General features: G+C 70.1%; 16 protein-coding genes. 5 read left to right on the top strand and 11 right to left on the bottom strand.

Annotation, left to right across the window (positions count from 1 at the left end):
* Position 1 precedes the first annotated feature (1 nt).
* From AC069I_RS06305 to AC069I_RS06315, 3 genes are all read left to right on the top strand, one after another.
* The gene (locus AC069I_RS06305) at positions 2–1,420 is read left to right on the top strand and encodes a CCA tRNA nucleotidyltransferase (protein ID WP_478224444.1); all 1,419 of its coding nucleotides are present in this window, start codon (positions 2–4) and stop codon (positions 1,418–1,420) included.
* Positions 1,421–1,499: 79 nt separating this feature from the next.
* On the top strand, positions 1,500–2,807 hold the full coding sequence (locus tag AC069I_RS06310) for a sensor histidine kinase (RefSeq protein ID WP_478223927.1): 1,308 nt from the start codon (positions 1,500–1,502) through the stop codon (positions 2,805–2,807).
* A 16-nt stretch (positions 2,808–2,823) separates the two neighbouring features.
* On the top strand, positions 2,824–3,675 hold the full coding sequence (locus AC069I_RS06315; RefSeq protein ID WP_478223928.1) for a class I SAM-dependent methyltransferase: 852 nt from the start codon (positions 2,824–2,826) through the stop codon (positions 3,673–3,675).
* 14 nt (positions 3,676–3,689) lie between these two features.
* On the opposite strand, the gene AC069I_RS06320 is transcribed toward AC069I_RS06315, so the two are convergent.
* The 10 genes from AC069I_RS06320 to AC069I_RS06365 form a co-directional block, all read right to left on the bottom strand.
* On the bottom strand, positions 3,690–5,618 hold the full coding sequence (locus tag AC069I_RS06320) for a TNT domain-containing protein (protein WP_478264942.1): 1,929 nt from the start codon (positions 5,616–5,618) through the stop codon (positions 3,690–3,692).
* Between the two features lie 39 nt (positions 5,619–5,657).
* Positions 5,658–6,821, bottom strand: coding sequence for an ADP-ribosylglycohydrolase family protein (locus tag AC069I_RS06325; RefSeq protein WP_478223930.1), 1,164 nt, complete (start codon positions 6,819–6,821; stop codon positions 5,658–5,660).
* Positions 6,822–6,825: 4 nt separating this feature from the next.
* Positions 6,826–8,841 (bottom strand): YrhB domain-containing protein, encoded by a 2,016-nt coding sequence (locus AC069I_RS06330; protein WP_478264943.1) that lies wholly within the window; start codon positions 8,839–8,841, stop codon positions 6,826–6,828.
* Positions 8,842–9,030: 189 nt separating this feature from the next.
* On the bottom strand, positions 9,031–11,277 hold the full coding sequence (locus AC069I_RS06335) for an ADP-ribosylglycohydrolase family protein (RefSeq protein WP_478264944.1): 2,247 nt from the start codon (positions 11,275–11,277) through the stop codon (positions 9,031–9,033).
* Positions 11,278–12,747, bottom strand: a complete 1,470-nt coding sequence (locus AC069I_RS06340) for a TNT domain-containing protein (protein WP_478223933.1) — start codon at positions 12,745–12,747, stop codon at positions 11,278–11,280.
* A 5-nt stretch (positions 12,748–12,752) separates the two neighbouring features.
* Positions 12,753–13,199, bottom strand: a complete 447-nt coding sequence (locus AC069I_RS06345) for a hypothetical protein (RefSeq protein WP_478223934.1) — start codon at positions 13,197–13,199, stop codon at positions 12,753–12,755.
* Positions 13,196–20,266 (bottom strand): WXG100-like domain-containing protein, encoded by a 7,071-nt coding sequence (locus AC069I_RS06350; RefSeq protein WP_478265162.1) that lies wholly within the window; start codon positions 20,264–20,266, stop codon positions 13,196–13,198. Before AC069I_RS06350 ends, AC069I_RS06345 begins: the two co-directional genes overlap by 4 nt.
* A gap of 10 nt (positions 20,267–20,276) precedes the next feature.
* Positions 20,277–20,606, bottom strand: coding sequence for a WXG100 family type VII secretion target (locus tag AC069I_RS06355; RefSeq protein ID WP_340685748.1), 330 nt, complete (start codon positions 20,604–20,606; stop codon positions 20,277–20,279).
* Entirely contained in the window at positions 20,606–21,226 is a 621-nt protein-coding gene (locus tag AC069I_RS06360) for a YbaB/EbfC family nucleoid-associated protein (protein ID WP_478223935.1), read from the bottom strand. The genes AC069I_RS06355 and AC069I_RS06360 overlap by 1 nt, the downstream gene beginning before the upstream one ends.
* A 55-nt stretch (positions 21,227–21,281) precedes the next feature.
* Complete coding sequence (locus AC069I_RS06365; protein ID WP_478264945.1) at positions 21,282–22,589, bottom strand: MFS transporter; 1,308 nt, start codon at positions 22,587–22,589, stop codon at positions 21,282–21,284.
* Positions 22,590–22,797: 208 nt separating this feature from the next.
* Between AC069I_RS06365 and AC069I_RS06370 the strand changes: the two genes are divergently transcribed.
* Positions 22,798–23,379 carry a YqgE/AlgH family protein gene (locus tag AC069I_RS06370; protein ID WP_478223937.1) on the top strand — a complete coding sequence of 194 codons (582 nt, stop codon included), beginning with the start codon at positions 22,798–22,800 and terminating at the stop codon, positions 23,377–23,379.
* Here the strand turns inward: AC069I_RS06370 and AC069I_RS06375 are convergent.
* Positions 23,376–23,798 carry an SdpI family protein gene (locus AC069I_RS06375; RefSeq protein ID WP_126734731.1) on the bottom strand — a complete coding sequence of 141 codons (423 nt, stop codon included), beginning with the start codon at positions 23,796–23,798 and terminating at the stop codon, positions 23,376–23,378. The two genes, AC069I_RS06370 and AC069I_RS06375, sit on opposite strands and share 4 nt — an antisense overlap.
* A gap of 134 nt (positions 23,799–23,932) precedes the next feature.
* On the opposite strand from AC069I_RS06375, the gene AC069I_RS06380 reads away from it, so the two are divergent.
* Positions 23,933–25,030, top strand: a complete 1,098-nt coding sequence (locus AC069I_RS06380) for an esterase-like activity of phytase family protein (RefSeq protein WP_478265163.1) — start codon at positions 23,933–23,935, stop codon at positions 25,028–25,030.
* Positions 25,031–25,150: the final 120 nt, after the last annotated feature.

The raw sequence follows: 25,150 nt of genomic DNA on the forward strand, positions 1-25,150 counted from the left end.
GATGCAGAACGCCGTGACCGAGCTGATGCGCATCTCCCCGCTGGCGGACGAGCTCGCGAAGCTCTTCGCGAAGGCGGGGCACAGCCTGTACCTGGTCGGCGGCAGCGTCCGCGACATGATGCTCCGCCGGCTGTCGAACGACCTCGACTTCACTACCGACGCGCGCCCGGACCAGGTGCTCAAGATCGTCAGCGCCTGGGGCGACGCGGTGTGGGACGTCGGTATCGCGTTCGGCACCGTCGGCGTGACCAAACAGGGCATGACCCTGGAGATCACGACGTTCCGCGCCGACAGCTACGACCGTGTCGGCCGCAACCCCGAGGTCACCTTCGGCGACAGCATCGAGGGAGATCTGCTCCGCCGCGACTTCACGGTCAACGCGATGGCGATCGACCTCGCGAACAAGACCTTCGTCGACCCGCACGACGGGCTCCAGGCACTGCAGGACAAGGTGCTCGACACGCCCGCGACCCCGCAGGAGTCCTTCGCCGACGACCCGCTGCGCATGCTGCGGGCCGCTCGGTTCTCCGCGCAGCTCGGGTTCACCGCGGCGCCGCGGGTGGTCGACGCGATGTCGTCGATGGCCGAGGAGATCGACCGGATCACCGCCGAGCGCGTGCAGGCCGAGCTGTCGAAGCTGCTGCTGGCGGACGACCCCCGGCCCGGTATCGAGCTGCTGGTCGACACCCGCCTCGCCGATCGCGTGCTGCCCGAGGTGCCGGGGATGCGGCTGGCGATCGACGAGCACCACCAGCACAAGGACGTCTACCAGCACTCGCTGACCGTGCTCGCGCAGGCGATCGACCTGGAGAAGTCGCACGAACCGACCTCCGAGCCGGATCTGATCCTGCGGCTCGCGGCGCTCCTGCACGACGTCGGCAAGCCCGCGACGCGCGAGTTCCAGCCCGGTGGCGGCGTGAGCTTCCACCACCACGAGGTCGTCGGCGCGAAGATGGCCCGCAAGCGTTTGCGCGCGCTGAAGTTCTCGAAGGAGATCGTCCAGGACGTCAGCCAGCTCGTGTTCCTGCACCTGCGGTTCCACGGCTACGGCAAGGGCGAATGGACGGATTCGGCGGTGCGGCGTTACGTCACCGACGCCGGCGACCTGCTGCCCCGGCTGCACAAGCTCGTGCGCGCCGACTGCACCACGCGCAATCGCAAGAAGGCGGCCGCGCTGCAGGCGACCTACGACGACCTCGAGCGGCGGATCGCGGCGATCCAGGCGCAGGAGGACCTCGACCGGGTCCGGCCGGACCTCAACGGCGAGGAGATCATGCGGATCCTCGGGCTCAAGCCGGGGCCGGACGTCGGCAAAGCTTGGAAGCACCTGAAGGAACTGCGGCTCGACCGCGGTCCGCTGGAGCACGACGAGGCGGTGGCCGAATTGAAGAAGTGGGCCGCCGAGAACGGCATAGGCTGAGATAAACCCCCTTGGTCTCTGGATCCACACGGCGTAACCGGAGATACTCCTGCCGGTGCTCCGGGCAGGGGGAAAATCCATGGCGAAGCGGCCGCCCAGTTTTCTGGTGACGTTGCTGCGTCGTGGCGCGCCCGCGCTGGCGACGGCGACGAGCGAGCTGTCGGACGAGGTCGGCGACCCGACACCGATGCGCGCGCTCCGGCGGATCCAGCACATGTCGGGGCCCATCGACACGGCCCATCGCGACAACCTGCTGCTCAGAGCCGCCCGCTACGTCGCCCTCGTCCCGCTGGTCTACCGGCTCTTCGCGGTGCCCGGCGCGTTCGGCGTCTACGTCTCCACGCACGGCATGATCGGGATCGGACCGGTCGGGCTGGTGGCCCTCGGCTCGGTCGGGCTCTCCCTGTACGGCATCCGGTGGATGCTGCGCTCGGCGCCGTTCCGCCCGCAGTACGCGGCCCGGCTGCTGGCGATCGACCTCGTGTTCACGCTGTTCGCGCCGCTCGCGGTCGGGGCGCTGGTGCCGGCTTCCGTCTTCACCGAGGCGATGGCGATCCCCGGCAAGCACCTGCTCGGCGAGGTCGCCCTGCTGGCGCTCGCGCTGGGTATGCCGGCCGCCGCGGCGCTCGCCGTCGGCAGCTTCCCGGTGCGGATGCTCGCGTCCCTGCTCGGCACCGGCCAAGCCGCGCCCGGCGACGCCATGGCCACTTTCCCGTCGATCCTCGGCGTCCTCTTCACCGCGAGCGGCGCCCTCGTCCTGATCGGGCTCGGCACGCGGCTCGCCCTCGCGTACGGCATCCGCAACGGCCGCATCGCCGAACGCGCCCGCCAGCACCGGATGCTGCACGACTCCGTGCTGCAGACCCTCGAAGCGATCGCGCTGGCCAACAAGGGCGACCCGGTCGCGCGGCTCGCCGAGGTGCAGCGGCTGGCGCGGGCGCAGTCGATGGAACTGCGCCGGACGATCGAGAGTGAGGCTTCGGAACGGTCGGAAGCCGGTTCACGGCCGCTGGGCGAGAAGCTCGCTTCGCTGGCGGCGGAGATGGCGCGGGACGGGCTGCGTGCCCAGCTCGTGATCGCCGAGCTCGACGACGACACGCTTTCGGAGGTGCGGCAGATCGCCATCCGCGACGCCGTCCGCGAGTCCCTGCGCAACACCCTCAAACACGCCGGGACGGACAAGGTCGTCGTCCGGGTCGAGGAGCAGGAAGGCGGCGTCGCGGTGATCACCCGCGATCACGGTGCCGGGTTCAGTATCGACTCCCGGCCCGCCGGTTTCGGGATCAGCGAGTCCATCACCGCCCGGCTGAACGAGGTCGGCGGGACCGCCAGGGTGGAGTCGGCTCCGGGCAATGGCACCAGAGTCACCCTTTGGGTGCCTTTCTGACGGTAAACAGGAGAACATGAAGAAAACGGACGTCCTGGCCGCAGCGCTCACCGCGTACCGAGACGGTGACCGGGCCACGGCAGCGGACCTCGCCGAGCGTGCCGGATCCACGCTCGGCCGCGAACTGCACCGGTACCTGACCGAAGGCGGCGGCGGAGATGTGTACGACCAGCCCGCCGCGTTCACGGCGTTCATCCGCGGTGGCGGGAACGTCAACCTCTATCGGCGGCTCAGCGCCATGCTCGCCCGGCGCTACGGCAGTGTCGGTTCGCTGCTCGACCTCGGCTGCGGCGACGGGCTCGCCGTCGTTCCCGCCCTCGAACAGGCGGACCGGCAGCCGGGCCGGATCGACCTGGTCGAGCCGTCGAGCGCGTTGCTCGCGGAAACGCGGAAGCATCTCGACGGCACTCACGGCCTGCACACCTGGGACGCCACCGCGCAGGAGTTCCTGGCCCGCGACGACGACCGGCAGTGGCAGCTGACGCAGTCGACCTTCGCGCTCCAGTCGATCCCGACCGGCGAGCGCACCGAGGTCCTGCGGGCGCTCCGGCCGCGCACGTCGTGTCTGGTTCTCGCCGAGTTCGACGTGCCCGAGTACGACGAAGACTCCCCCGAGTACCTGCTTTCCCTGGTCACCCGCTACGAACGCGGGATCTCGGAGTACGGCAAGGAGGCGTCGCTGGTGGCACAGGGGTTCCTGCTGCCGATCCTGCTCGGCCTGGTCAAACCCGGGGCGGACCGCGCGAACTGGGAGCAGCCCGCCACCGATTGGGCTTCGCAGCTGAAGGAAGCGGGTTTCACCGGCATCCGGATCGAGCCGCTCGCGGACTACTGGTGGTCGCCCGCGGTGCTGATCACCGCTTCCTGACGTCTGCTACCCCGTCACTGGACGCGGGACAGCGCGCCGGTTTCGAGATGCTGGGCGATCGGCCGGGGCAGCACGTAGGCCACGGCCCCGCCCGGGGTCCCGTTCCACGGCGCGGTGATGCCCGTGACCACGCGCAGCGGCCGCACGACGCGGTAGAGCCTGCGCTCCCGTTCGCGGTCCGCGGCCAGCGACGTCTCGATGAACCGCGCCGATTCGGCGTGCACGAGGTTGCCGGTCTCGTTGCCGAACCGCTGCACCGTGGTGCCCGACGGCAGAACGACGATCCGCTTGCGACGGAAGAAGTTCAGCGGCGGTTCGCCCCGCAGCGGCAGGATCGGCCAGTCGGCGGGGTTGTCGGACTCCTCGTTGGCGCCCACCGCGGCTCGCGCCGGGTACAGCAGCAGGGTGCCGAGGAAGAATCGTGCCGCCTCTTCGAGTTTGGCGAACGCCACCGGCTCGTCCGTCGGCGGACGGGAGACCTCCCAGCCGGTCTCGGTGCGGCGCAGGGTCCAGAGCCCCGGCTCCGGCACCGCGTTCGCGCCGATCCGGTAGGACGTCGGCGCCACCCCGTGCTCGGCCAGCCGCTGGTACAGGACGTCCAGCACCTCGACGGCGCGGATGTCGCGGCCGGGTTCGCCGTCGCGTTCGACGCGGGTGCGGGCACTTTCGTCCGGCAGGTCCGCTGCGGTCTGCGGCGGCCGCGGCTTGCCGACGATCTCCGCCTCCGCGGTCGCCCGCACCAGCTCGCCGACCAGCGGCGGCCGGAAGCCGGCGGCCAGGATGTGCTCGATCAGCTCCGGCTCCGGCGGCACCCCGTACTTGCGCAGGTAGTGCGGGACGGCCGCGGGCCAGATCCACACGCCGTCGGTGTGGAAGGCGTTCGGCACGTCCGGCGGGCCGTTCGGGGTGAAGATGTCGGGCTGCGGACCCGGCCTGGTCAGCGCCACCGGCGAGCGGAAGAGGTAGTCCAGGACGCCGCGCATCAGGTCCGGCGGCACCGGCGGCCGGTTGACGACCGGTCGTTCGCCCTCGTTGTGCGCGTCGACGACCTTCGCGTGCCGGAACACGATGTCCAGCGGCAGTCCCGCCTTGGCCGAAAGCCAGGCCGGGACGTGCTTGGTGTCGCGCGGGAAGATCGCGAGCTCGGTCGCGTACGCGCGCGGCGACGGCTTCCCGGCCTCGTTCGGCGCCAGCCGCCAGGTCGGTTCCTGCTCGGCGTCGAAGTCGAAGTCGAAATGCGATTCCGCGTCGAGGGTGAACGTGCCCTGGAACCAGGTGCCGGTCTCGGGCTGGTGCATCGCCGCGCGCAACCGCGCGAAGAGCGAACCGAGCTCCGGCGGAGCCGCGATCGACACCGACACCGGGCCGTTGCCCTCGTCGCCGACCGAGCGGACCTCGAGTTCGGAGTAGTCGCCGACCTGCCGGAACTGGGCGCCGACGCGCTGCCAGCCCGGCGGCAGCACCCGCAGCAGGGTCCGGCCGATGGCCCGCAGCAGCGCGCTCTGGTCACCCGTGCCGATCTCCGGCCGGGCTTCCGGCGTCTCGACGAAGTCGTGCCGGGTCTGCCACAACGCCGTCAGCCGCGACGGCGAGGCGGTGGTCGAGAAGTCCGTCAGGCCCAGTTCGGCCGCGCGGGCCGCGTCCTCTCCCGCCCAGCGCAAGGTCAGGTCGCCGCCGCCGGTGTTCGGCGCGATCTGGAAGTGCTCGTCGTCGAACCGGCCGTACGACTGGAGGCTGAAGGTCGCGCCGACCTCGCCGTTCAGCACGACACGGGCCGGGCGGCCGTTCCAGTCGCGATCGAAACCCTCGGGCGCCGCTTCCCCCGGCGGCGCGACGAGCAGCAGCGTGCCGTCTTCGGTCGACCGCTGGGCCGCGAAGACGGTGTCCCCCCAGACGGCGTACAGGCCATCCGGCCGCTCCGCCGCTTGAACCCGGTAACGCACTATGTGTCCCTCCCCAAGTTCCCCAAACCGGGGGTAAATCTAGTGGGCCGGATAGCGGACGTACCACCGGTCGTCACCCGGGGCGTTCCCGCCGAACTCCGCGAGCGCGTCGTCCGCCAGCTGTCCGATCACTTCGCTCAGTTCCAGCTTCTCGAGCCAGTCCGTCCGCAAGGCCTGTTCGCCGTACATCGCGCCGACGAGGTTCCCGCAGACCGAACCCGTCGAGTCGCTGTCGCCGCTGTGGTTCACCGACGCGAGCAGGGCGGTGTTCGCGTCCGTAGTGGTCAGTGCGACGTATACGGACATGGAGAGCGCGGTTTCGCCGATGTTCCCCTGCCCGAGCGTCTCGAGCTTCTCCGGCGTCGGGGCGCCTTCCTCGGCCAGGGCGAGCGCCTGGTCGAGCGCGACGCTCTGCTCTTCGTGCCCTCGGTACTTCTCCAGCTCGGCACGGGCGGTCGCGATGGCGTCGAGAAGCGGTTTCCCGACCAGCAGTTCGCGCACGATCACGGCGAAAGCACCCGACGAGAGATACCCGCTCGGGTGACCGTGCGTCAGGGCCGCGCTCTCGGCGCCGAGCCGGAACACCTCGGCCAGGTCGTCCGACCACAACGCGACCGGCGCGGCGCGCATGATCCCGCCGCAGCCCTTCGAGTTGTTCACCGGCTTGTCCATGCCGGCGCGTACGCCGGTCCTGCCGTAGGCCTCCAGCTCACCGAAGCAGGTGAGGCCGGGCGCGCGGCGGCTGAACAGCTCACGGTTCGTGATCAGCCAGCCGTCCGGCTCCGCGCTCGTGTCCTGCGGGCCGCGGGCGCGCTCCCACGAGACGCCCTGGGTGTGCAGCCAGCGCTGGTAGGCCAGCTGCAGCGACTGCTCGACGGCGGTGGCGGTGGCGGTAGCAGCGGTAGCAAAGGTCCCCTGCTGCCTCCGGCCGTGAGTAAAGGTCCCTTGCTCCCGGCGCGCGGCGGCATGGGCCCTGATCAGGCCTTCCAGGGTGAACAACGTCATCTGGGTGTCATCGGTGATCCGCCCGACGCCGCCGTACGCCGGGATGAGGTCGGTGATCCCGGCGGGTCCGGCGATCTCCCGGATGCGGTCGATCGAGTCGAACTCGGTCTTCGCGCCGAGCGCGTCGCCGATCGCCCCGCCGAAGAGGCTGCCGCGCAGCCGCGACCTGGTCGCCGGATGTTGAAGCCACTCGCGCATTTCTCTACTGATCTCCTCGTGGATACCGTTTCGCGTCCCAGCGCCGCCGCTCTTCGGGCTCGCGGGGCAGGCCGAAGCGGTTGAAGTAGTAATACGCGTCGCCCGCCATGGCGTCGACGACGCCGAGGTCGGCGTACGCGGCGAGCCAGGACTCCGGCAGACCCGGCACGGTGAGCCTGGCGCCCACCATCGCCCCGGTCAGCGCCGCGGTCACCGTGCCGCCGCGAGCGGCCAGCGCCAGCGCCGCTTCGGCGTCGTAGCCGCGTTTCGCGGCGGCGAACAGCGCCCGGCCGAGCACCGAAAGCGGCGTCCGGCCGTCCCCGATGCTGTCGAACTGCTCGACGTCGTCCCCGCCGATGTCGTTCCTGAGGTCGAGCACGGTCTTGACCAGCTCGCCGACCTCACCGCTGTACTCGTCGAAGCCTTCGAGGAAGTTCGCGACCGCCGGTTCGCCGTTCCGGGCGGCGAGCTGGGCGCGGAACACGTTCACCAGCAGTTCGGCGCCGTGGACGACCTCGTGCCCCGCCGCGGATCCGACCAGTTCGCGGACGACCTTCATCGCGTAGAACGTGCTGTCGGCGGGGCCTTGCACCCCGCCGGTCACCGTCGCGGCGAGCGCGGTCGCCAGCATGGCCGAGAACTCCGCGGGGGGTGGACCCGCGCCTTCGGTGGCCTTGGCGACCCAGCCGTCCGGCCGTCCGCCCGCGGGCAGCGACGCCGGGATCTCGGGCTTGTCCGGGGTCGGGTCCAGGCCGCGGATCACCGATTCGGTGTGGAACAGCAGCTGCCGGGTCAGCCCGCCGAGCGGCAAGCCGTCGGCGGGATCGGCGCCCGAGCCCAGTGCGTCTCCGAGCGCGAAGCCGACGTACGCGCCGAGAAGCCGCGGGTACGCGAAGCTGCCGACGGGAAGCGTTGGGTCGTAGAACTTACCGAAGGTCCAAGCGCTCGGGCGCGGTTCGCCGTTGTCGTAGAAGTGCGTCACGAGGCCGTTGGCGAAAAGGTCTTCGGGCAGTTCCGGCAGCGGGCGGCCGTCATACTTCGCCCGGGAGCGCTCGAACGACAGCGTCGCGGCGCGGACGTAGCGGGTGAGCTCTTCGCTGCTCAGGGGGTAGCCGTTGTCCCTGGCCTGGTCGACGAGGCTCCGCAGGTTCGCGACGGCGGCGCCTTCGTACTCCCCGCTGAAGTACGCGGGGCGCCCGACGGACTCGGGGCGCTCGGTGCCTGCCGGGAGGTCGAGGTCGGCGACCTGCCGAAGCGTCTCCGGGTAGACGTTGAACGTCTCCGGACGGCCGGGGTTGACCAGCAGCCCGACCCCGGGGTTGTCCTTGGCCCGGCGCAGGAGCACGCGGGGCTGGACCCGCTGCCACACCGTGTACTCCGACGGGATCTGGGCCTCGGAGGTGTAGACGACGAAGCGCACGCCCGCGTCACCGAAGTCGCGGACCTGCAGGTGGCCGTCCTTCGCCGGGGCCAGCACCTCGAGGTCGAGCATCCAGTGGACGAACTCCTCCGGCGTGATCCACTCGACGCGGAGGTAACCGAGCAGCGTCTCGACCGGGCTTTCCGGTGCCGGGCGGCCGGAGAACCGCGGCCCTGGCCGGTGCTCCGGGTTCGCGCGGACCGCGCCGGTCGGCTCGCCGTACAGCGTGTGCTGCTCCCAGCGCAGGATCGCCGCCTTCGGCACGGGCAGACCGGGGACCGCGTCCGGGTCGAACTCGGGATCGACGACCTCGGCCCAGCGGGTGAAAGCGTCACTGTCGCCGCCCGCCGCCGAAACGGCCATCAGCTCCAGGTCGAGGCGGATCTCGCCGCCGTCGTCCGGCACGAAGGCGACCGGGCTGGGGAACAGACCGGCGCCGGGATCGGTCCCGTCGAGCCAGCCGACGGTGTTGTAGGTGACGTTCCAGCCGTCGGTCGCGCGCACGACGTAGTCGCGGCGGACCCGCAACGCGCCGGTGCCCTCCCCGTCTCGGCCGGCCAGCCATTCCTCGACGCGGCTGACGGCTTCCTCTTCGTTCATCGTCCCCATTCTGATTGCCTGTCGGTGAACCCGCGTCCGCGATCGACGTCGGCAGGACGCTGCCTGGTCGTCCACGTCACGGTGGTGGAAAGGGCGTCCTGCCACCGCGATAGCGGGGCCTTCGGCCGGGGCGGGTTCACGCCTTCGGTCGCTTTTCCGAACTCCATCTCAGCTCCGCCCCCATTCCGTTCACCAGCGCGGATACCGCTGGGCCCAGCCGTCGACCTCGTGCAGCGCCGAGTGGCGGTCGAAGTGCCAGAACGCGTCCGTGGCGATGTTCTCCACCAGGTAGCGCAGTTCCAGCTGCTCGACCCACTTCTGCGGCAACCCCGGGATGCCGGTGCGGGCACCGAGCAGGGCGCCCGCGATGGCACCGGTGATCGCGCTGCGGCCCGAGTGGTTGACCGCCCGCAGCAGCGCCTGCTCCGGGTAGTTCTCGAAACCGGACAGCGCCGCGAACGCGCGGCCCAGCACCGAAAGCGTGCCCTTGCCGTCGCCGATCAGCTCCGGGACCCGCAGATCGGGCAGGCCGTGCTTGCCGAAGAACGGCACCGATTCCGCGATCATCGCCTTGAGATCCGCCCAGACCGGTCCCCGCTGGTGCGGGTTCTGGTCGCTGAAGATCTCCCGGGAGGTGTTCCAGATCGGGTAGCTGAACGCCTCCGAGGTCAGCGCGGGTTCGAACAGCCAGGTCAGGTAGGTCGCCGCTTCGACGTCGACCTCGCCCGGATGGGTCACCGCGACGAGGTCGCGCACCGCCTGGCGGACGCCGCCGCTCATCGCGCTCCCCGGCCCGGCCGCGGTCATCGCCGCCGGCAGTGCCGCGACCAGTGCGTCCGGTCCGCTCATGGGCATCGCCGTCGGCGAGATGGTCGCCAGCGCGTGATAGGCGTTCAGTTCTGCGTCGTCGGGAGTGCGGCGGACGCGGAGTTCCGGCACCTTGACGAGCCAGCCGTCGGCGTTGTCCAGCGGCGCGCCCTGGGTGTGCAGCCAGCGCATCAGCGAGTTGCGCGCGACCGTCCCGAGCGCTTTTTCGGCGTCGCGGTTCTCCGGCTGCTCGCGATGCGGGCTGCGGATCACGGCCTCGGTGTAGAACAGCAGCCGCTGGGTGAGCGGCCCGATCCGGCCGGGCAGGTCGAACGCGATCGGCAGATCGGTGACCCCGTCGGGGCCGTAGGTGTTGTGGATCTCGTCGAGCCGCATCCGGTCGACGGCCGCGCCGAGCGCCTCACCGAGCGCGAAGCCGATGTACGCGCCCGTGACGCGCTGCCAGCCGTAACGCGAGCTGGAACGGTCTCGCTCGAAGTACTTGCCGAAGGTGTCCAGGCGCGGCTGGATCTGCCCCTCGTTGTCGTAGGCGGGCGCCAGCCCGTTCGCCCGAAGGTCGTTCGGGCGGCCGCGAGGTGGTTCCGGCTGCCGGAGCCGCGCCAGCCACGACTGACCGAGGACGGTCTTCTGGCACTCTTCGGCACTCAGCTCGAACCCGCGGCGGCGTGCCCGTTCGGCGGCGGCCAGCGGCGGCTTCACCGGTTCGGACAGGCCCATCTTCGCGGCGGTGTCGGCGGCGAGCGCCTCCAGCTCCGGGTCCGCCTCCGGGCAGCGCTCGTTGACGTCGACGCCGGGGCCCCGGCGCGGGAACCGGAGCGCGGTCTCGGCGAGCTCGGCGCCGCTGACGTCCTCGAACGTCGCGGGACCACCGTTGATCACCAGGTTCGGCGGGCTCTCGTAGCCGGCGAGGGTGGCGATGTCGACCTTCCAGTACCCGTGTTCCCGGGGCGGGAGGTTCCTGGTCGAGCTGAACACCCTCAGCTCGGCGCGTTCCTCGTTGAAATAGAACCGCTCCGTCTTGCCCGACGCCAGGTCGAGCGGGACGTAGACCTCACAGCGCAGCAGCCCGACGAGCAGCTGTTCCCTGGTCAGCCAGCCGACGCTGGCGAACGACAGCAGCGTTTCGAGCTTGTTCTCCGGCTTCGGGTAGCCGCGGCGGACCGGACCGGCCTTGTACTCCGGGTTCTCCCGTTCTTCCCCGGTCTGCACGCCTTCCGCGTTGACCTTGACCCAGCCCGCGACGACCGGCGGCGGGACACCGAGGTCACCGAGCCCTGCCTTGGCGTATTCCGGGTCGACGACCTCGCGCCAGGCCTCCTGGCCCGGGAACGCGACCGGGACGCTGAGCCCGCCGGGCTGCGGATGCGCCTGGCGCAGCTCGCCGTCCGGTTCGCGGACGATCACCGACGGCGGCGGGAAGATCTCCTTCTCGGCATGACCCTCGTCGAGGAAGGCGATGGTGTTGTAGGGGACAGACCAGCCCTCGGGGATGCGCAGGACCTTCTCGTGGTTCACGCGCAGGCCGGCGCCGCCCGGTTCGGACACGTCCGGACCGTGGACCGCGCGCAGCCACTCTTCGACCTTGGCTACCGCTTCCGCCGATTCCACCTACTCGATCCTCTCCAGGCTGCCGTCGGACACGTGCTCGGCGATGGTCCTCGGGAGCACGTAGGCCACCGCCCCGCCGGGCATGTTCGCCCACGGGACGGTGACACCGATGATCACGTGGAGCGGGCGTCGCAGCCGGTAGGTCCCACCGACACGCTCCCGTTCCAGCGGCAGGGACGTCGTGGCGAACCGTACTCCTCCGTGGTGAACCAGATTGCCGGTTTCCTCGCCGAACCGCAGTACGACCGTACCGGCGACCATCCGGCTCACGCGCTTGTTGCGGAGCAAGGTGAGGGGAGGCTCACCCGGCGCCGCCCGCACCGGCCAGTCGGCGAGTTCCTTCGCCGTCTCCAGTGGCGTCTCGTGTCCGGCGGTCATCCTCGCCGGATGCAGCAGAACCGCGCCGAGGAGCTGATGCGACGCGTCTTCGAGCTTGTCGAAGTACTTCGGCGACACGGGGGCGCCGCCCGAGTAGGCCGCGACCTCCCAGCCCTTCTCGGTGAAGTTGAGGCACCAGGCGCCGTCCGCGCGGTCGCCGATGCGGTAGGCCTCCGGCCAGACGGCGTGCTCGCCGAGCCTGCTGACCAGCACGACCAGGAGCTCTTCGTCGGTCAGTGCCGGATTCGGCGACGTCTCCAGCTCCGCGGCGATGTCGCCCTCGGTCTTCTTGACGTCGGAGCGGCCCGGTTTCGGCCGCGGTTTGCCGAGCAGATCCGCTTCCGCGGTCCGCCGCACGAGGTGCTCGACGTACGGTGGCTGGAACCGCTGGCTCCGGATGTGCTCGACCAGGTCCGGCTCCGGCGGGATCCCGTATTTCCGCAGGTAGTGCGGCACGGACGCGTGCCAGATCCAGGTGCCGTCGGTGTGGTAGCTCTCCGGGACGTCGCCGTCGGCCTCGGGATCGAAGATGTCCTTGCCGAGCCCGCTGCCGGAGAGGATCGCCGGCTCACGCTCGAGATACTGCGCGACCAGCGGCGCTTCGGACTCGTCGAGCTCCGGTCTGTCCACCACGGGCGGCTCGCCCTCGGTGTACGCGTCGACGATCCGGGCGTGCCGGAACTCGACGCGCAACGGCAGCTGCGCGCGCAGCCGCCACCAGTCCGGGACGTGCTCGTCCTCGCGCGGGAACGCGGCCAGCTCGTCCGGGTACACCGAAGTCCCCGGTGGCTCGATCCACGCCGGCTCGTCGTCGAGGGTGAAGTCGAAGTCGAAGGTGCCGTCGGGTTTCAGCGTGAACCGGGACTGCAACCAGGTCCCCCGGCCGGTCGTGTACATGCCGGTGCGAAGCCTGCCGAAGAGATCGTTCAGCTCGGGCGCGGGCGCGCAGTTGTGGCCCTCGAGTTCGGTGTGCTCCCCGGCCTGCCGGAAATCGGCGACAGCCGGATGCGCCGCGTCGGCGACACCCGAGCGGATGAGCTTGCCGATTTCGATCAGCAGCCCGCGTTGTTGTTCGGGGGTGAGTTGTTCCACGTGAATCATCGCGCCCGGTTCGGGAAACGTGGTTCCGCCCGGAACGACGGCGGCTCACCGGCGGCGCGGCGGGCCAGCTCGTCCTCCCACATCTTGAAGGTGCGTTCGCGCAGCGACTTGATCAAGGCCGATTCCTGCGGTTCCACGCGACGGTTTTCGCGCTTGGCCTGCGCGTACAGGCCGTCGATGGTCTCGTAGAGCGCGAAGATCGGTCCGCCGCCCTTGAGCTCGTACGCACGGGCGCGCTCGGTCTCCTGGACGAACTTCTCTTCGGACACCTTGCTGATGTCCGAACTCGCCATCGCCCACATGACCTCACGCACGTGCTCCGGCTTCTCGTCGAACTCGCCGGTGCTCAGGTTGAGGAGGAAACCGGTCAGGCCCCCGTCGGGGGTCGACTCGACGCGGTAGGTCTTCCCGAAGTACGTGTAGAAGGACGGCGTCTGGATCACGTGTTCTCCTCAGGAGGCAGGCCCTTGCGGAGACCGGCCATGAACTTCTCCCGGACCCGGTCCATCAACGCGGCTTCCAGCAGGGCCTGTTCCGGGGACAACCGCTTCTTGTTGTTCTCGTCCAGTGTCCGGTTGTACGTCGGGAAGTCGCGGCGGACCTCGTACAAGGCGTGTTCGTAGGCCGACACGGTGTCGATGTGCTTCAGGTGCAGCCGCAGTTCGGCGACGTGCCCGTTCGGCAGCCGGACGTTCATCTGCAGATCGCGGTACCCGCTGTCCTGCGGATTCGCGAACCGGTCGTCGAAGCTGACGATCCGGAGGTCCGGATCGTCCATCACCGCGTTCAGCGCGTTGTAGACGTCGGCCAGCGTGTCGAACTGGATCTTCACGCCCACCAGGTCAGTCAGTTTCGACGCGTCACCGTCGTAACCCGCGATCTTCGCCTTCGCGCGGTCGTCGTCCTTCGGACCGGGCCTGCCCGACGCGTCACCGTTGTTCTCCGCCGCGATCCGTTCGGCGATCCGGTTGAGGTCGCCCTGATTCCGCGGCCATGCCTCCCGCTCGGCGTCCAGGAACTCCTGGATCTTCCCGGGATCGCCCTTGTCCGCGCGATCGAAGCCGGCGTGGTACTGATCGCCGGGCTCCACGTCGGCGGCGATATCCGCCGCCGCGTTCGCGAGATCCCGCTGCTCCTGGGTCAGCGGAGTGTCGCCGGGACCGTCCTCACGGACGTCGTCGATCATCTGGTAGCCGCGTTCCTCGACGTCACGCAGGGCGTCTTCGAGGATCGGGATGGCCTCCGGGTGCAGCAGCAGGCTGCCGATGGTCATCGGGTTGTTCAGCAGCGAAGCCCGCAGGTACGCGTTGTCCGGATGCTCCATCAGCCTGACGAGTTCCGGATGCGCGGGCAGATGTTCGCGGATGAAGTCCCGCATCGGCCCGACGTCGTGCTTGACCCCGTTTTCGTCCTCGTGGACGGCCCGCTTCTTGTCCGGGTCCAGCCCGTCCACCGCGGCCACGACCTCGGGATCGTTCAGGAACCGCTCGCCATCGGCCCGGTCGCCCGGAGGCTGCTCGTCGTGGGCCATGCCGTAGCCCGCGTCGTGTGGCGGCGTCACGATCGGACGGCCGTCCGGCCCGATCCTCGACGGCGGCACGTCGGGCGTGTCATCCCTGGCGAACGCGATCCGCGGGTCGACGGGCTGAGCGGCCGGGCCTTCCGGGACGCCGACGTGCATCAGCTTCACGCCCAGCGGCGGCTGCGGCAGGTTCATCAGCGCGCCGGACTGCGGGTCGATGAACGCGACGCCGTCCCGCGTATTCGCCACCATCGCGACGTGCCCTCGCTCGACGCCGTTCTCGTCGAGGTACTTCACGGCGACGACCGCGTGGTGATCGGTCGGCATCCCCCGCATCTCGCGGATGACGGTGTCGTAGTCGGCGCGACCGGAGAACTCCCCGCCGAACCGCTCTTCGACGTGTTCCAGCGTGCCGCGGCTGTCCATCTCGTGGACGAGCAGCGGATCGGCGGTCGAGTCGATGCCGTTCAGCCGGTCCATGTACGCGCCCGGCGTGCGGGTGCAGTTGGAGCGGTAGCCGTTCGCCAACGCGTCGGGGTCGTTGAAATGCGGGTTGACCTCGCCGAGCCGCGGGTGCCGGTCGGCGATGTACGCGGCCTGCTGCGCGGGGCTCGCCGAACCGGCGTGGATCGCCGGTTCGCTCGGCGGGTTCGTAGCGACCGCCATCGACGAGTAGTCCCGCTCGGGGGCAGGCAGTTCGAGCGTGTCGTCGGTGGCCGAGTGGTCCTGAGCGGGCTGGTCGCCGTACTCGGGTCCCTTTTCGACGTCCGTGACGCCGTGGTCCGCCGGGTTCTCCGTGGAGAAGTGCGGAGTCTGCGGCTCGTCGAAGCCGCCGAGGCGCGCCATCGACTGCGCCTGGGCCAGACGCGCGAGTTCCGGCGCCTCCGCGGCGTGCCGGGCCCGCCGTTCGTCCATCTTCTGCTTGGCGGTCTCGGGGTCGAGGTAGCGCGGGTCGCCGGGAGTGACCTCTTCGGCGTGGATGACCCACTTCGGCCGGTCGACCAGCGGCGGAGTCTTGAACTCCTTGCTGTGCACGTAAAGCTGCGTGGCCGGCTTGTTGATGGCCTCGTTCTCGCGCGGGTTTTCGGCGAGCGACGAGACGTCCTTGCCCGTCTTCGAGACGATGTGGATCTCGACGTCTTCGCCGAACTTCGACTTCGTGTCCGGCGAAGTCTTGATGGTCGAGCTGGTCATCGTCGGCTCGGGGACGGTCTGGCCGGGTTCGTAGTGCGCCGCCATGATCGCGGCGGCCCGCATGTCACCCTTGGTGTCGATGCCGCGGATGGCCTCGCCGTGGAAGTCCGGCAGCTCGTTGAGCGCGCCGACGATCGCCCTGGTGCTGCGCTGGGCGTTCTCGAAGTCGGGGTGCGACTCGCCCCGGCGGTTCGCGTCGTTGATCGCGTACGCGTGTTCGCGCGAGTACGAGTAGATCGCTTCGGCGGCCTCAGGCGAGACGCGGTCCTTCAGCGGGCTGGCTTCGAGCCGCTTGAGCGCCTTCTCGCGAGCCTGTTCGGCGAGTTCGGCGCTGTCGTAACGGTCACGGAGGGTCTTGTGATCCTCCGGCGTGCCACGGAAGTTCTCGTCGGAGAGGTAGCTCTCGTCGACTCGCGTCGGGGTTTCTTCCGGGCCCTTGAGGCGTTCGGCGATGTCGAGTTCGGTCTTGGGCGCCTGTTCCTGGACGGGGGTTTCGGAGTCGGCGGACCTGTCGGTGTGCGGCGTTTCCGGCGTGTGCGGGGCATCGCCGCCGCCCATCGGCATCGCCTTGATCGACGTCGGATCGTCGGGCAGCGTCGCGAGCCGCCCGGTCATCGGGTCGGCGAAGACCACGCCGTGCGGCGTGTTCACCGCGGCGACGATCCGGGTCTCGATCCGGTCCTTGGACCGCGGCGAGCCCTCCGGCGCGTTCGGATCGGCGGCGGCGTGATGCTCGAACGCCACCGCGGTCCGCGCGCCGATCGGACGTTCGCCCAGCTCACGGGCGACGTCGGCGAAACCGTTCCGATCAGACCACTGCCCGCCGAGCCGGTCACTGACGTGCTGCAGCGGTGAACCGCCGGTCGACGGCGCGGCGACCGAGTCGCCGCCGTTCATCCGGTCTTCGAACGCGACCAGCGCCTCGGCCGAGTTCGTCTGGTAGCCGTCCTTCCACGACTCGGGCGCGTAGTAGTTGCGCGTGTTGGCCTCGCCGATCGCGGGGATCTCGTCCATGACCAGCCGGACCTGCTGGTGCGGCGTCTCGGTCGAACCGGCGTGGATGACCGGCGTCCCGCCCTCTTCGAGCGGCTTCGCCAGCTCGGACCAGCCGCCGTCGGGAGCGTGCTCCTTCGGCGGCTCGGGGGCGTCCCGGACCGGGGCGTCGGTGGCGTCGATCCAGCCGCCCTTGCCGTCGGCCAGCTTGGTTTCGAGCCCCGCGAGGCCCTGGCCCTGGAACAGCTCCGGGTGATCGCGGCGCAGCTGCGCCTCTTGCTCGGCCGCTTCCTGCGCCAGCCGCTCCTGCACGGCGTTGTTGTAGTCGCGCCGTTCGGCGACCTTCTGCTGGACCTGGTCCGTCGTCAGATGGCCGTCGTCACCGGCGACGACCTCCTCGCATTCGACGATCCACTTCGGCAGATCGTTGGGCGATCCGTCGTCGAGACGCTTCTTGTAGTGCGGGTGCTCGGGATGTCCCGGGCCCATCTTGATGTCGGTGACGCGCAGCTGCGTCGCCGACTTCATCAGGACTTCGCGTTCTTCCTTCTTCGAGGCGAGGTCTTCGATATGGCGTCCGGTCTTCGACTGGATGCGCATCTCGACTTCGCCGGGGAAGTTGCTGTGCGGATGTTCGGGGGTGACCCGCGACGTGCTCAGCATCTGCGGGTCGACGATGACCTGGCCCTTGGCGTGCGCTTCGAGGAAGGCCCGGATCGCGCTCTCGTTGCCGTTGAAGTTCACCCGCCGCGAGACGAGACCCTCGTAGGCGGGCATCTCGTTGAGGCCGGAGGTGATCGCCTCGATGTGCGGACGGAGCGCTTCCAGCTCCGCGCCGCCGTGCCGCTGGGCGTGCGTGATCCGCTCGGCCATGTCGGTGCGCGTGTAGCTGTGCACCGCGTAGGCACCCTGATCCGACATCTGCTTGACGCGCGGATCTTCGTGGGCGTCGCGTTTGGCGAGACCTTCGCGGCGGACCTGTTCGCTCCGCGCTTCCCCGGTGTCCTTGTCGAAACCGCGCTTGTCGATCTGCGTCTCGGCGAGCGCGCGGTACGCGGCGGGATCGTCCGTGTGGAACTTCGGATCCGTCAGGTACGGCTCGTCGACCGTGGTCCTGTCGTCGGGAGTGACGTCCTGGGGCGCCTCGGTGTCCTTCGGAGCGTCGGCGTCCTTCGGCGCCTCGGTGTCCTTGGGGAGCTCGGTGTCCTTCGGGACGTTCGTGTCCTTGGGAGCCTCGACGTCCTTCGGAAGCTCGGTGTCCTTGGGCAGGTCGTTCCCGCCGCGGTCCTGAGGTGCCTGCTGCGGCGCGTGCTCCACCGGCCGCACCGGAGGCTGCTGCTGCGGACGCTGCGGCTGCTGGGGACCCGCGTTCCCGTCGTGGCCCGGGCGCGGTCCCGGGACCTGCGGCGGACGCTGCGGACCACCGAAGCGCGGCGGCTCGGCGCCGGGCGGCATCGGCCTGCCGGGCTGCTGTCCCGGATGCCCCGGCCCCGGCCGGCCGGGGTGGTGACCGGGCGGAGGCGGCGGCATGGGGCCGCGGTTGCCGGGGAACGGGCCGTTGCCCGGATGCTGGGGCCGCGGCGGCGGCGGATAGCCCGCCGGACCGCGGTTGCCGGGAGGCGGACCGGGCGGAGGCGTCTGCGGACGCGGCGGGACCCCGCCGTTCGGGCCCGGACCAGGTCCGGGCCTGCCCTGATACCCCTGGGGCGGCCGAGGCGGACCCTGCGGACCAGGGGGCTGCGGCGGTTGCTGAGGACGCTGACGCGGCCCGCGGTCCTGCGGATATCCACCCTGACCGGGATGCTGCTGCGGCGGACGCGGGCCCATCGGACCGGGCTGCCCCTGCGGTCCTCGCGGCGGCATGGGGCCACCACCACCGGGAGGCGGTGGCGGAGGCGGCGCGAAACCACCCGGAGGCGGCGGCTGCATCGGCTGCTGGCCCTGGAAGGGCATCGGGGCGGGCGGCTGGTCGAAACGCGGCTGCTGCGGTCCGCCGTTGCCCGCGAAACCCGCGGCCTGGACGCCGTCGTTCGGCCGGACTGGCCGGGACGGATCGTGCCCCGGCGGCGGGAAACCGCCGGGGGCAGGCCCGTTGCCGGGCGGGTTGCCGCCCGGCGCCATGCCGTACCCACCCGAGCTCGACGGCGCACCTGTCGAAGAGGAAGCAGCGGGCGGCATCGCGCTGGACTGCGAAGGATTGTGAGACGGGCTCGGCGCCGGACTGGACGCGGGTCCCTGTGACGGGCTCGGCGCAGGGCTCGCCGCGGGTGTCTGTGCCGGCGCCTGCGACTGGGCGGGTGCCTGCTGCTGATTACCCGGCGCGGCCTGCTGCTGCTGACCGGATCCGTTGTCGGCGGCGGCCGCCGGCGCGTTCTGGTGGGTCTGCGCCGGACGCTGACCGTCACCGGTGTTCGCCGGGGCGTCGGCCGGACGTTCCGGGGCCTGCGTCGAGGACTGGCTGACCCGGTCGCTGTCCGCCGTCCGCTGCGGACCGCTCTCGGAGCGCGGCTGCGGATCAGCGGAGCCGTCCGAACCGCGGCTCGAAGCCGCTTGACTGTCCGAAGTGGACCGAGGTGCCGGATCCGAGGAAGAGTCCGACCGCGAAGAGGGACCGGAATCCGAAGAAGAACGCGACTCCGATGAAGTGCCCGAGTCCGAGGAGCCGGAGTCCGACGAAGAGCGCGAGTCCGATGAAGTGCCCGAGTCCGAAGAGCCGGAGTCCGACGAAGAGCGCGACTCGGACGAAGAGCCCGAGTCCGAAGAGCCCGAAGGCGTCCCGGAATCCCCGGTGTCCACATCCGGCGTGGAAGGACCGTCGCCCGCCGAGGCGCCTGGCGTGTTCGCGGCCTTGATGTCGCCGATCTGGCTCTTCGCCCCGTCGACACCACCGCCGACCGCTCCACCGGAAGCGCCCATCAGGACGTCCTTGGCCGAAAGCTTGTCCAGGTCACCGGTGACGGCGGCCTGCCCGACCGTGCTGGCGACCCCTTCGGCCGCGCCGCGCACGGCACCGCGCGCCGCGCTGTCGACGATCTGGCCGCCGACGCTGTCGGAAAGTCCCTTCGTGGCGCCCTTGCCGATGCTGCTGCTGCCCGCGCCGACCACGCCGTCGACGGCGCCGCTGATCGCGGAATCCTTGGTCTTGCTGAAGTCCCAGCTCTCGCGGTCGCCCTTGGCCATCTGGAGGCCCTGGATGCCCGCGTCCATGGCGAGGTTCATCGCCGTGTTCTGCAGGACTTCCTTGCCGATCTTCTTCAGGCCCTCCTTGAGAAGCTTCTCCAGGAGTTCCTTCGCGACCTTTTTGAAGCCTTCCTGCGCGAGCTTCTGCATCAGCTGCCGGAAGATCATCTGGACGGTCATGCGGGTGGCGATCTGGGCCGGCGCGATCCCGGCCGTCGACCCGCCGAACGTCACCGCCGCGGCCGCGATCATCGCGACGATCTGCGCGGCCAGGATCACCAGCGAGATGATGATCATGTACTTCGTGTACTCGACGTCCAGCGCGGTCGCGTTGCACGAGTCGCCGAGTGCCTTCGAGGAATCGGCTAGCGACTTGAAGTACGCCTCGTCGCCCTCGACGAACTTCTTCCAGGCCTCGGCGAACTTCTCCGCGCCCTGTCCGCTCCAGCCGCCCAGGACCTCGGTGGCGCCCTTGGTCGCGGTGTCGGCGATCGGCTGAATCGCCTTCGAAGCGTTGTGCCAGGCGTCGCGCAGTTCGCGAAGCTTGTCCTCGTCGCCTTCGGGCCAGCTCTCCCCGACGACGATCGGCAAGAGCCACTTGACCGCGTCGGGCATCTCCATACCCACGGCGCTAGACCTTCTTGTCCAGCGTCGACTTGATCTCTTCCTCGGCGTTCGTGAACGCGGTCATCGACCGTTCGACGTTGTGCTGCATGCCCCGCAGCGCCTCGACGACGTTCGCGAACCCTTCGGACGATCCCTGCGCGCCGGGCTCGTAGTCCTTCGCGAACTCCTTGCCCGCGTCATCGTTGCCCCAGCACTGGCCCAGTGAGTTCATCGCGGCCAGCAGTTCCTTGCCCGCTTCGTCCAGCTGGTCCGCCGCGATCCCCAGTTTGGCCGCGGCCGTCTTCACCGCTTCCGGATCCGCGGTGAACCCGGCTCCACCCCCACCGTTCGGCATCAGACCCCCCTGGTCAGCCAGCTCGAGGGCGGCTCTTCCTCATCGTCGTCCTGCTGACGCACCCGTTTCGGAACCGGTTTCGGCGTCGGCGGCGCGGGAGGGGCGGGCGGAGGAGGCGGCGGCGGGGCGTCGTCCTTGATCATCAGCGGGGCGTCGAAGTCTTCGTCGGACTTCGAGGGCGCGGCAGTCTCCTCCTCTTCCGCGAGGAAGTCGGGGATCGCCGGCATCAGCCCCTGGAGTGAAGGCGCGCCTTCGATGAGGTCCGACAGGTCCGGCAGCCCTTCGGTGATCGGGGCCATCAGGTCGGCGACCTGCTGCTTGACCTGCAGCGATCCCTGACGGACCAGCGTCAGCACGGTGTTGGCCAGCTGCGCGGGGTTGGTGCGCTCGAAGGCGTTCGGCTGGATCTCGAGCTTGGCGAGCGTGCCGGTCGCGTCGATGGTGGCGCGGACGAGGCCGTCCTGCGAGACCACCGTCGCCGACGTCTGCGAAGCGGCTTCCTGCGCGTCCCGGAGCTGGGCCGTCTGCCGCTCGAACTGTTCGAGCAGCGTGTCGACCTGGTCCTTCATGGCGGCATTGCGCGCTTCGAGGCGTGCGCTGTCGTCGCCGGCCGTCGTCACTGGAGCCCCCGCGAGTGCTTGATCCCGGGCATACGCCACCCGGTGTCGGTAGGCGTCACCCTAATGCCAAGGGCGGAGCCTTATCAGCAGTTCTCCCTTTTCGCGCCGCGAGCAGGTATCCGGCGGCGCCCACGAGGTAGAGGACGGCCGCCGTGATCAGGAGTCCCGGCGAACGGCCGTCGTCCGGGATCACCGTCGCGGCCAGGGAGACGGCGGCGACCTGGGTGATGTTGAAAAGCGTGTCGTAGAGCGCGAAGACCCGCCCTCTCGCTTCGTCGGCGACGTCGAGCTGGACCGAGGAATCGACACAGAGTTTCAGCACTTGCCCGGCACCCGTGACCAGGAACGCCGCGAGCAACGCGGCCGGGACCACCATCGGCAGTCCGAGCGCGAGCTGCGCGACCGCCGCCAGCACCAGCGCCACCACCACGACACGGACCCTGCCCAGCCGCCGGAGCAGCCGGGCGGTCAGCAGCCCGGCGAGCAGGATCCCCGCGCCGGCGAACGTCGCCATCTGGCCCAGCCCCGCCATGCCGGCACGGAAGATGCCCGCGTCGGTGAAGTGGTTGCGCATCAGCAGCACGGTCACCAGCAGTGAGATCCCGTACGCCGCGCGATGGGCGAACAGCGCGACGAATCCCGCCGTCACGCTGGGCGTCCGCCAGGCCGCCTTCGCACCGTCCGCCAGGCCGCGCGCGACGGCGAGTGCCGGGTTCGAAGGCTCGTCGACCGTCGACGGCCCGAGCAGCCCGCGCGCGAACCCCGAGGCCAGGACGGCGGCGCCGATCCCACCCAGCGCGGCCGCGGCGGTGACCCACGCGGAGCCGGCGTCGTCGGCGCCGGTCAGCGCCCGGAGGCCGATCGCGCAGCCACCGCCGACCACGGCGAGCACCGAACCCCAGGTCGCGGCGAACGCGTTCGCCGCGACCACGGACTTCTCTTCGACGACGTGCGGAAGCGACGCCGACAGCCCCGAGCCGATGAACCGCGAGATGCCTTCGGACGCCAGGGCCAGGGAGAACAGCCCCATCCCGGCCGCTCCCGTGCCCACGGCGACGGCCGTCGCGAGGATGGTGAAGGACCGCAGAAGGCTCGCGAAGATCAGGACCTTCCGGCGGTCCCAACGGTCGAGCAGCGCACCCGCGAACGGTCCGACGAGCGAATAGGGCAGCAGCAACGCCGCGAACCCGCCCGCCATGGCCAGCGCGTCGGCGGCGCGTTCGGGGTTGAAGAGGACGGCGCCGGCCAGTCCGGCCTGGTACATGCCATTGCCCCAGTGCGCGGAGAACCGCGTGTACAGCAGACGGCGGAAGTCACGGTCGCGAACGTACGCCCTGGTGGGCGCCGTGGCGGTGGTCGTCACGGCGCCAGCCTATAAAGGTGGCCGATGCGCTTTGAGGTCGCCTCTCGGCGGCTATGCGCAGTGTGGCTCCAGCCGGACGGTATTCCACAAAGGCGGTTCTTCAGTGAGCCCGGGGGACACGGAAAGCGCACCGACCGTTGTGTCCAACGGTGCTCGTGATGCTGTTGTTCCCAGAGCCGGACGATTTGTCTCCGCTCGAAGTGGGATCATGGCGGACGTGCCAGCGGACGCCGAGGTCGAACCGGGAACGCTCCTGGTCGCCGCCCCCACGATGTTCGATCCGAATTTCCGGCGGACCGTCGTGTTCGTCATCGATCACCGGGACGAGGGAACGCTCGGCGTCGTGCTCAACCGGCCGAGTGACGTCCCGGTGTACGACGTGCTGCCCAGCTGGGGCGGGCACGTCGCCGAACCGCAGTCGGTGTTCGTCGGCGGTCCGGTGGAGAAGAAGACGGCGTTGTGCCTGGCCGCGCTGCGGACCGGTGAGACGGCGGCCAGCGTGCCCGGCGTGATCGCCGTCCGCGGCCCGGTCGCGCTCGTCGACCTCGACACCGATCCCGAGATCCTGGTGCCGAAGGTCCGCGGTGTACGGGTCTTCGCCGGATACGCGGGCTGGGACTCCGGCCAGCTGGCGAACGAGATCGAACGCGACGACTGGGTGATCGTCCCGGCGCTGCCCAGCGATGTCCTCGCTTCGCCGCACCACGACCTGTGGGGTCAGGTGCTGCGGCGTCAGGGCATTCCGCTGGCGCTGCTGGCCACCCACCCGGGAGATCTTCAGCGGAACTAGGCGGTGGCGGTGTCGGCCTTCTTGAAGACGCCGCAGGTGCCGCAGGCGCAGCCACTGCATCCGGCGGGCCGCTCCGGCTCGGGCTCCGGCACCGTCGCGGCCGCGCGGTTGCCGAGCACTCCCCCGGCCGCGACCAGCGCGATCATCCCGATCACGCCCACGAACGAGGCGAGCAGCAGCCCGAACGTCGTCGGCATGACCAGCGCGGCGATCCCCGCGAGCACGGCGATCACGCCGCCGGCCAGCGTCGGGACCCCGGCGACCTTGTTGCCGAGCCGGAAGGCGTCCTCACTGCGCATCGTGGCGGCGGTGCGCACGCCGGCGCCGCGGTCACGCGGCAGCTTCTCGCGCAGGCCGAGGAACCCACCCCAGCCGACGAGGACACCCAGCACGATCGGGACCAGCGCTATGACGAACACTCCACGAGGATAAGCGTGACGTCCCGGCAACCTGCCGGATACCCTGATCGACTGTGCTACAGGCCATGTCCAGCCACATCTTGAAATGGCGGAGTATCGCCACCGCCCTGATCGGGGCCGTTCCCCTCACCCTGATGGCCGCACCCGCCGCCGAAGCGGGTCACCGTCCGCTTCGCCTGATCGGGGAACAGATCGTCCCGAACGCCCTGCCCTACGAAGGCACCGTCGTCGGCGGCCTGTCCAGTATCGATTTCGACCCCCGCACCGGCGAGTACGCGCTGATCTGCGACGACCGCTCGGCCCTCAACCCCGCGCGGTTCTACACGGCGAAGTTCTCCCTCGACGCCAAGGGGCTCGGCCCGGTCACCTTCACCGGTACCAAGCCGCTCCTGCGTCCTGACGGCACGCCGTACCCGCCGCTCGCCAAGAACGACCCCGCGCAGCCGCCGAACATGCAGACCATCGACCCCGAAGAACTGCGTGTCGACCCCTGGACCGGCCGTTACGTCTGGTCCCAGGAGGGCGAGCGGTCGGCGGCGGCGCGGATCGACCCGTCGATCCGCGAGGCGGAGCGCGACGGCTCCTACGTCCGTGACCTGCCGATCCCCGCCAACGAGAAGATGACCGTGACGACGGGACCACGGCAGAACCTCGCTCTCGAAGGCCTCACGTACGCGGGCTTCGGGTCGTTGCTCGCCAGCTCGGCCGAGGGCCCGCTGCTGCAGGACGGCCCGGAGGCGAACACCACATCGGGCGCCCTTTCGCGCATCACCGTGCAGTCGCGGTTCGGACCGGTCCTCGCGCAGTACGCGTACCCGCAGGAGAAGGTCTTCGCGTCGCCGAACCCGCCCGGCGCGTTCGCGACCACGGGTATCTCGTCGCTGCTGGCCGTCGACCAGGCCGATCCGACCCGCTACCTGGTGATGGAGCGTTCGTTCGTCACCGGCGTCGGCAACAAGGTCCGCATCTACGAGATCGACACCAAGGGCGCCACGAACATCCTGAAGACGCCCTCACTGGCCGACACGAAGAAGGTCAAGCCGGTCAAGAAGCGCCTGCTGGCGGACCTCGCGGACTTCAAGTTGTCCACTGTGGACAACGTCGAGGGGATGACCTGGGGGCCGCGGCTCCCGAACGGCGAGCGTAGTCTGGTGCTGGTCAGCGACAACAACTTCTCCGCGACACAGGTGACCCAGTTCATCGCTCTGGCGGTCCCCGCGGAACGGCTTTGACCAGCGCGTTAAACTGGACCCATGAACACGGCTCGGCTGCTCCTTAGCCTGCCGCGCTGAACTCGGCCCCACGGCCGGGACCAGCGCGGCGACCCCTCATGCCCTCCGGGCTGAGGGGTC

Source organism: Amycolatopsis sp. NPDC043885, assembly GCF_056435685.1.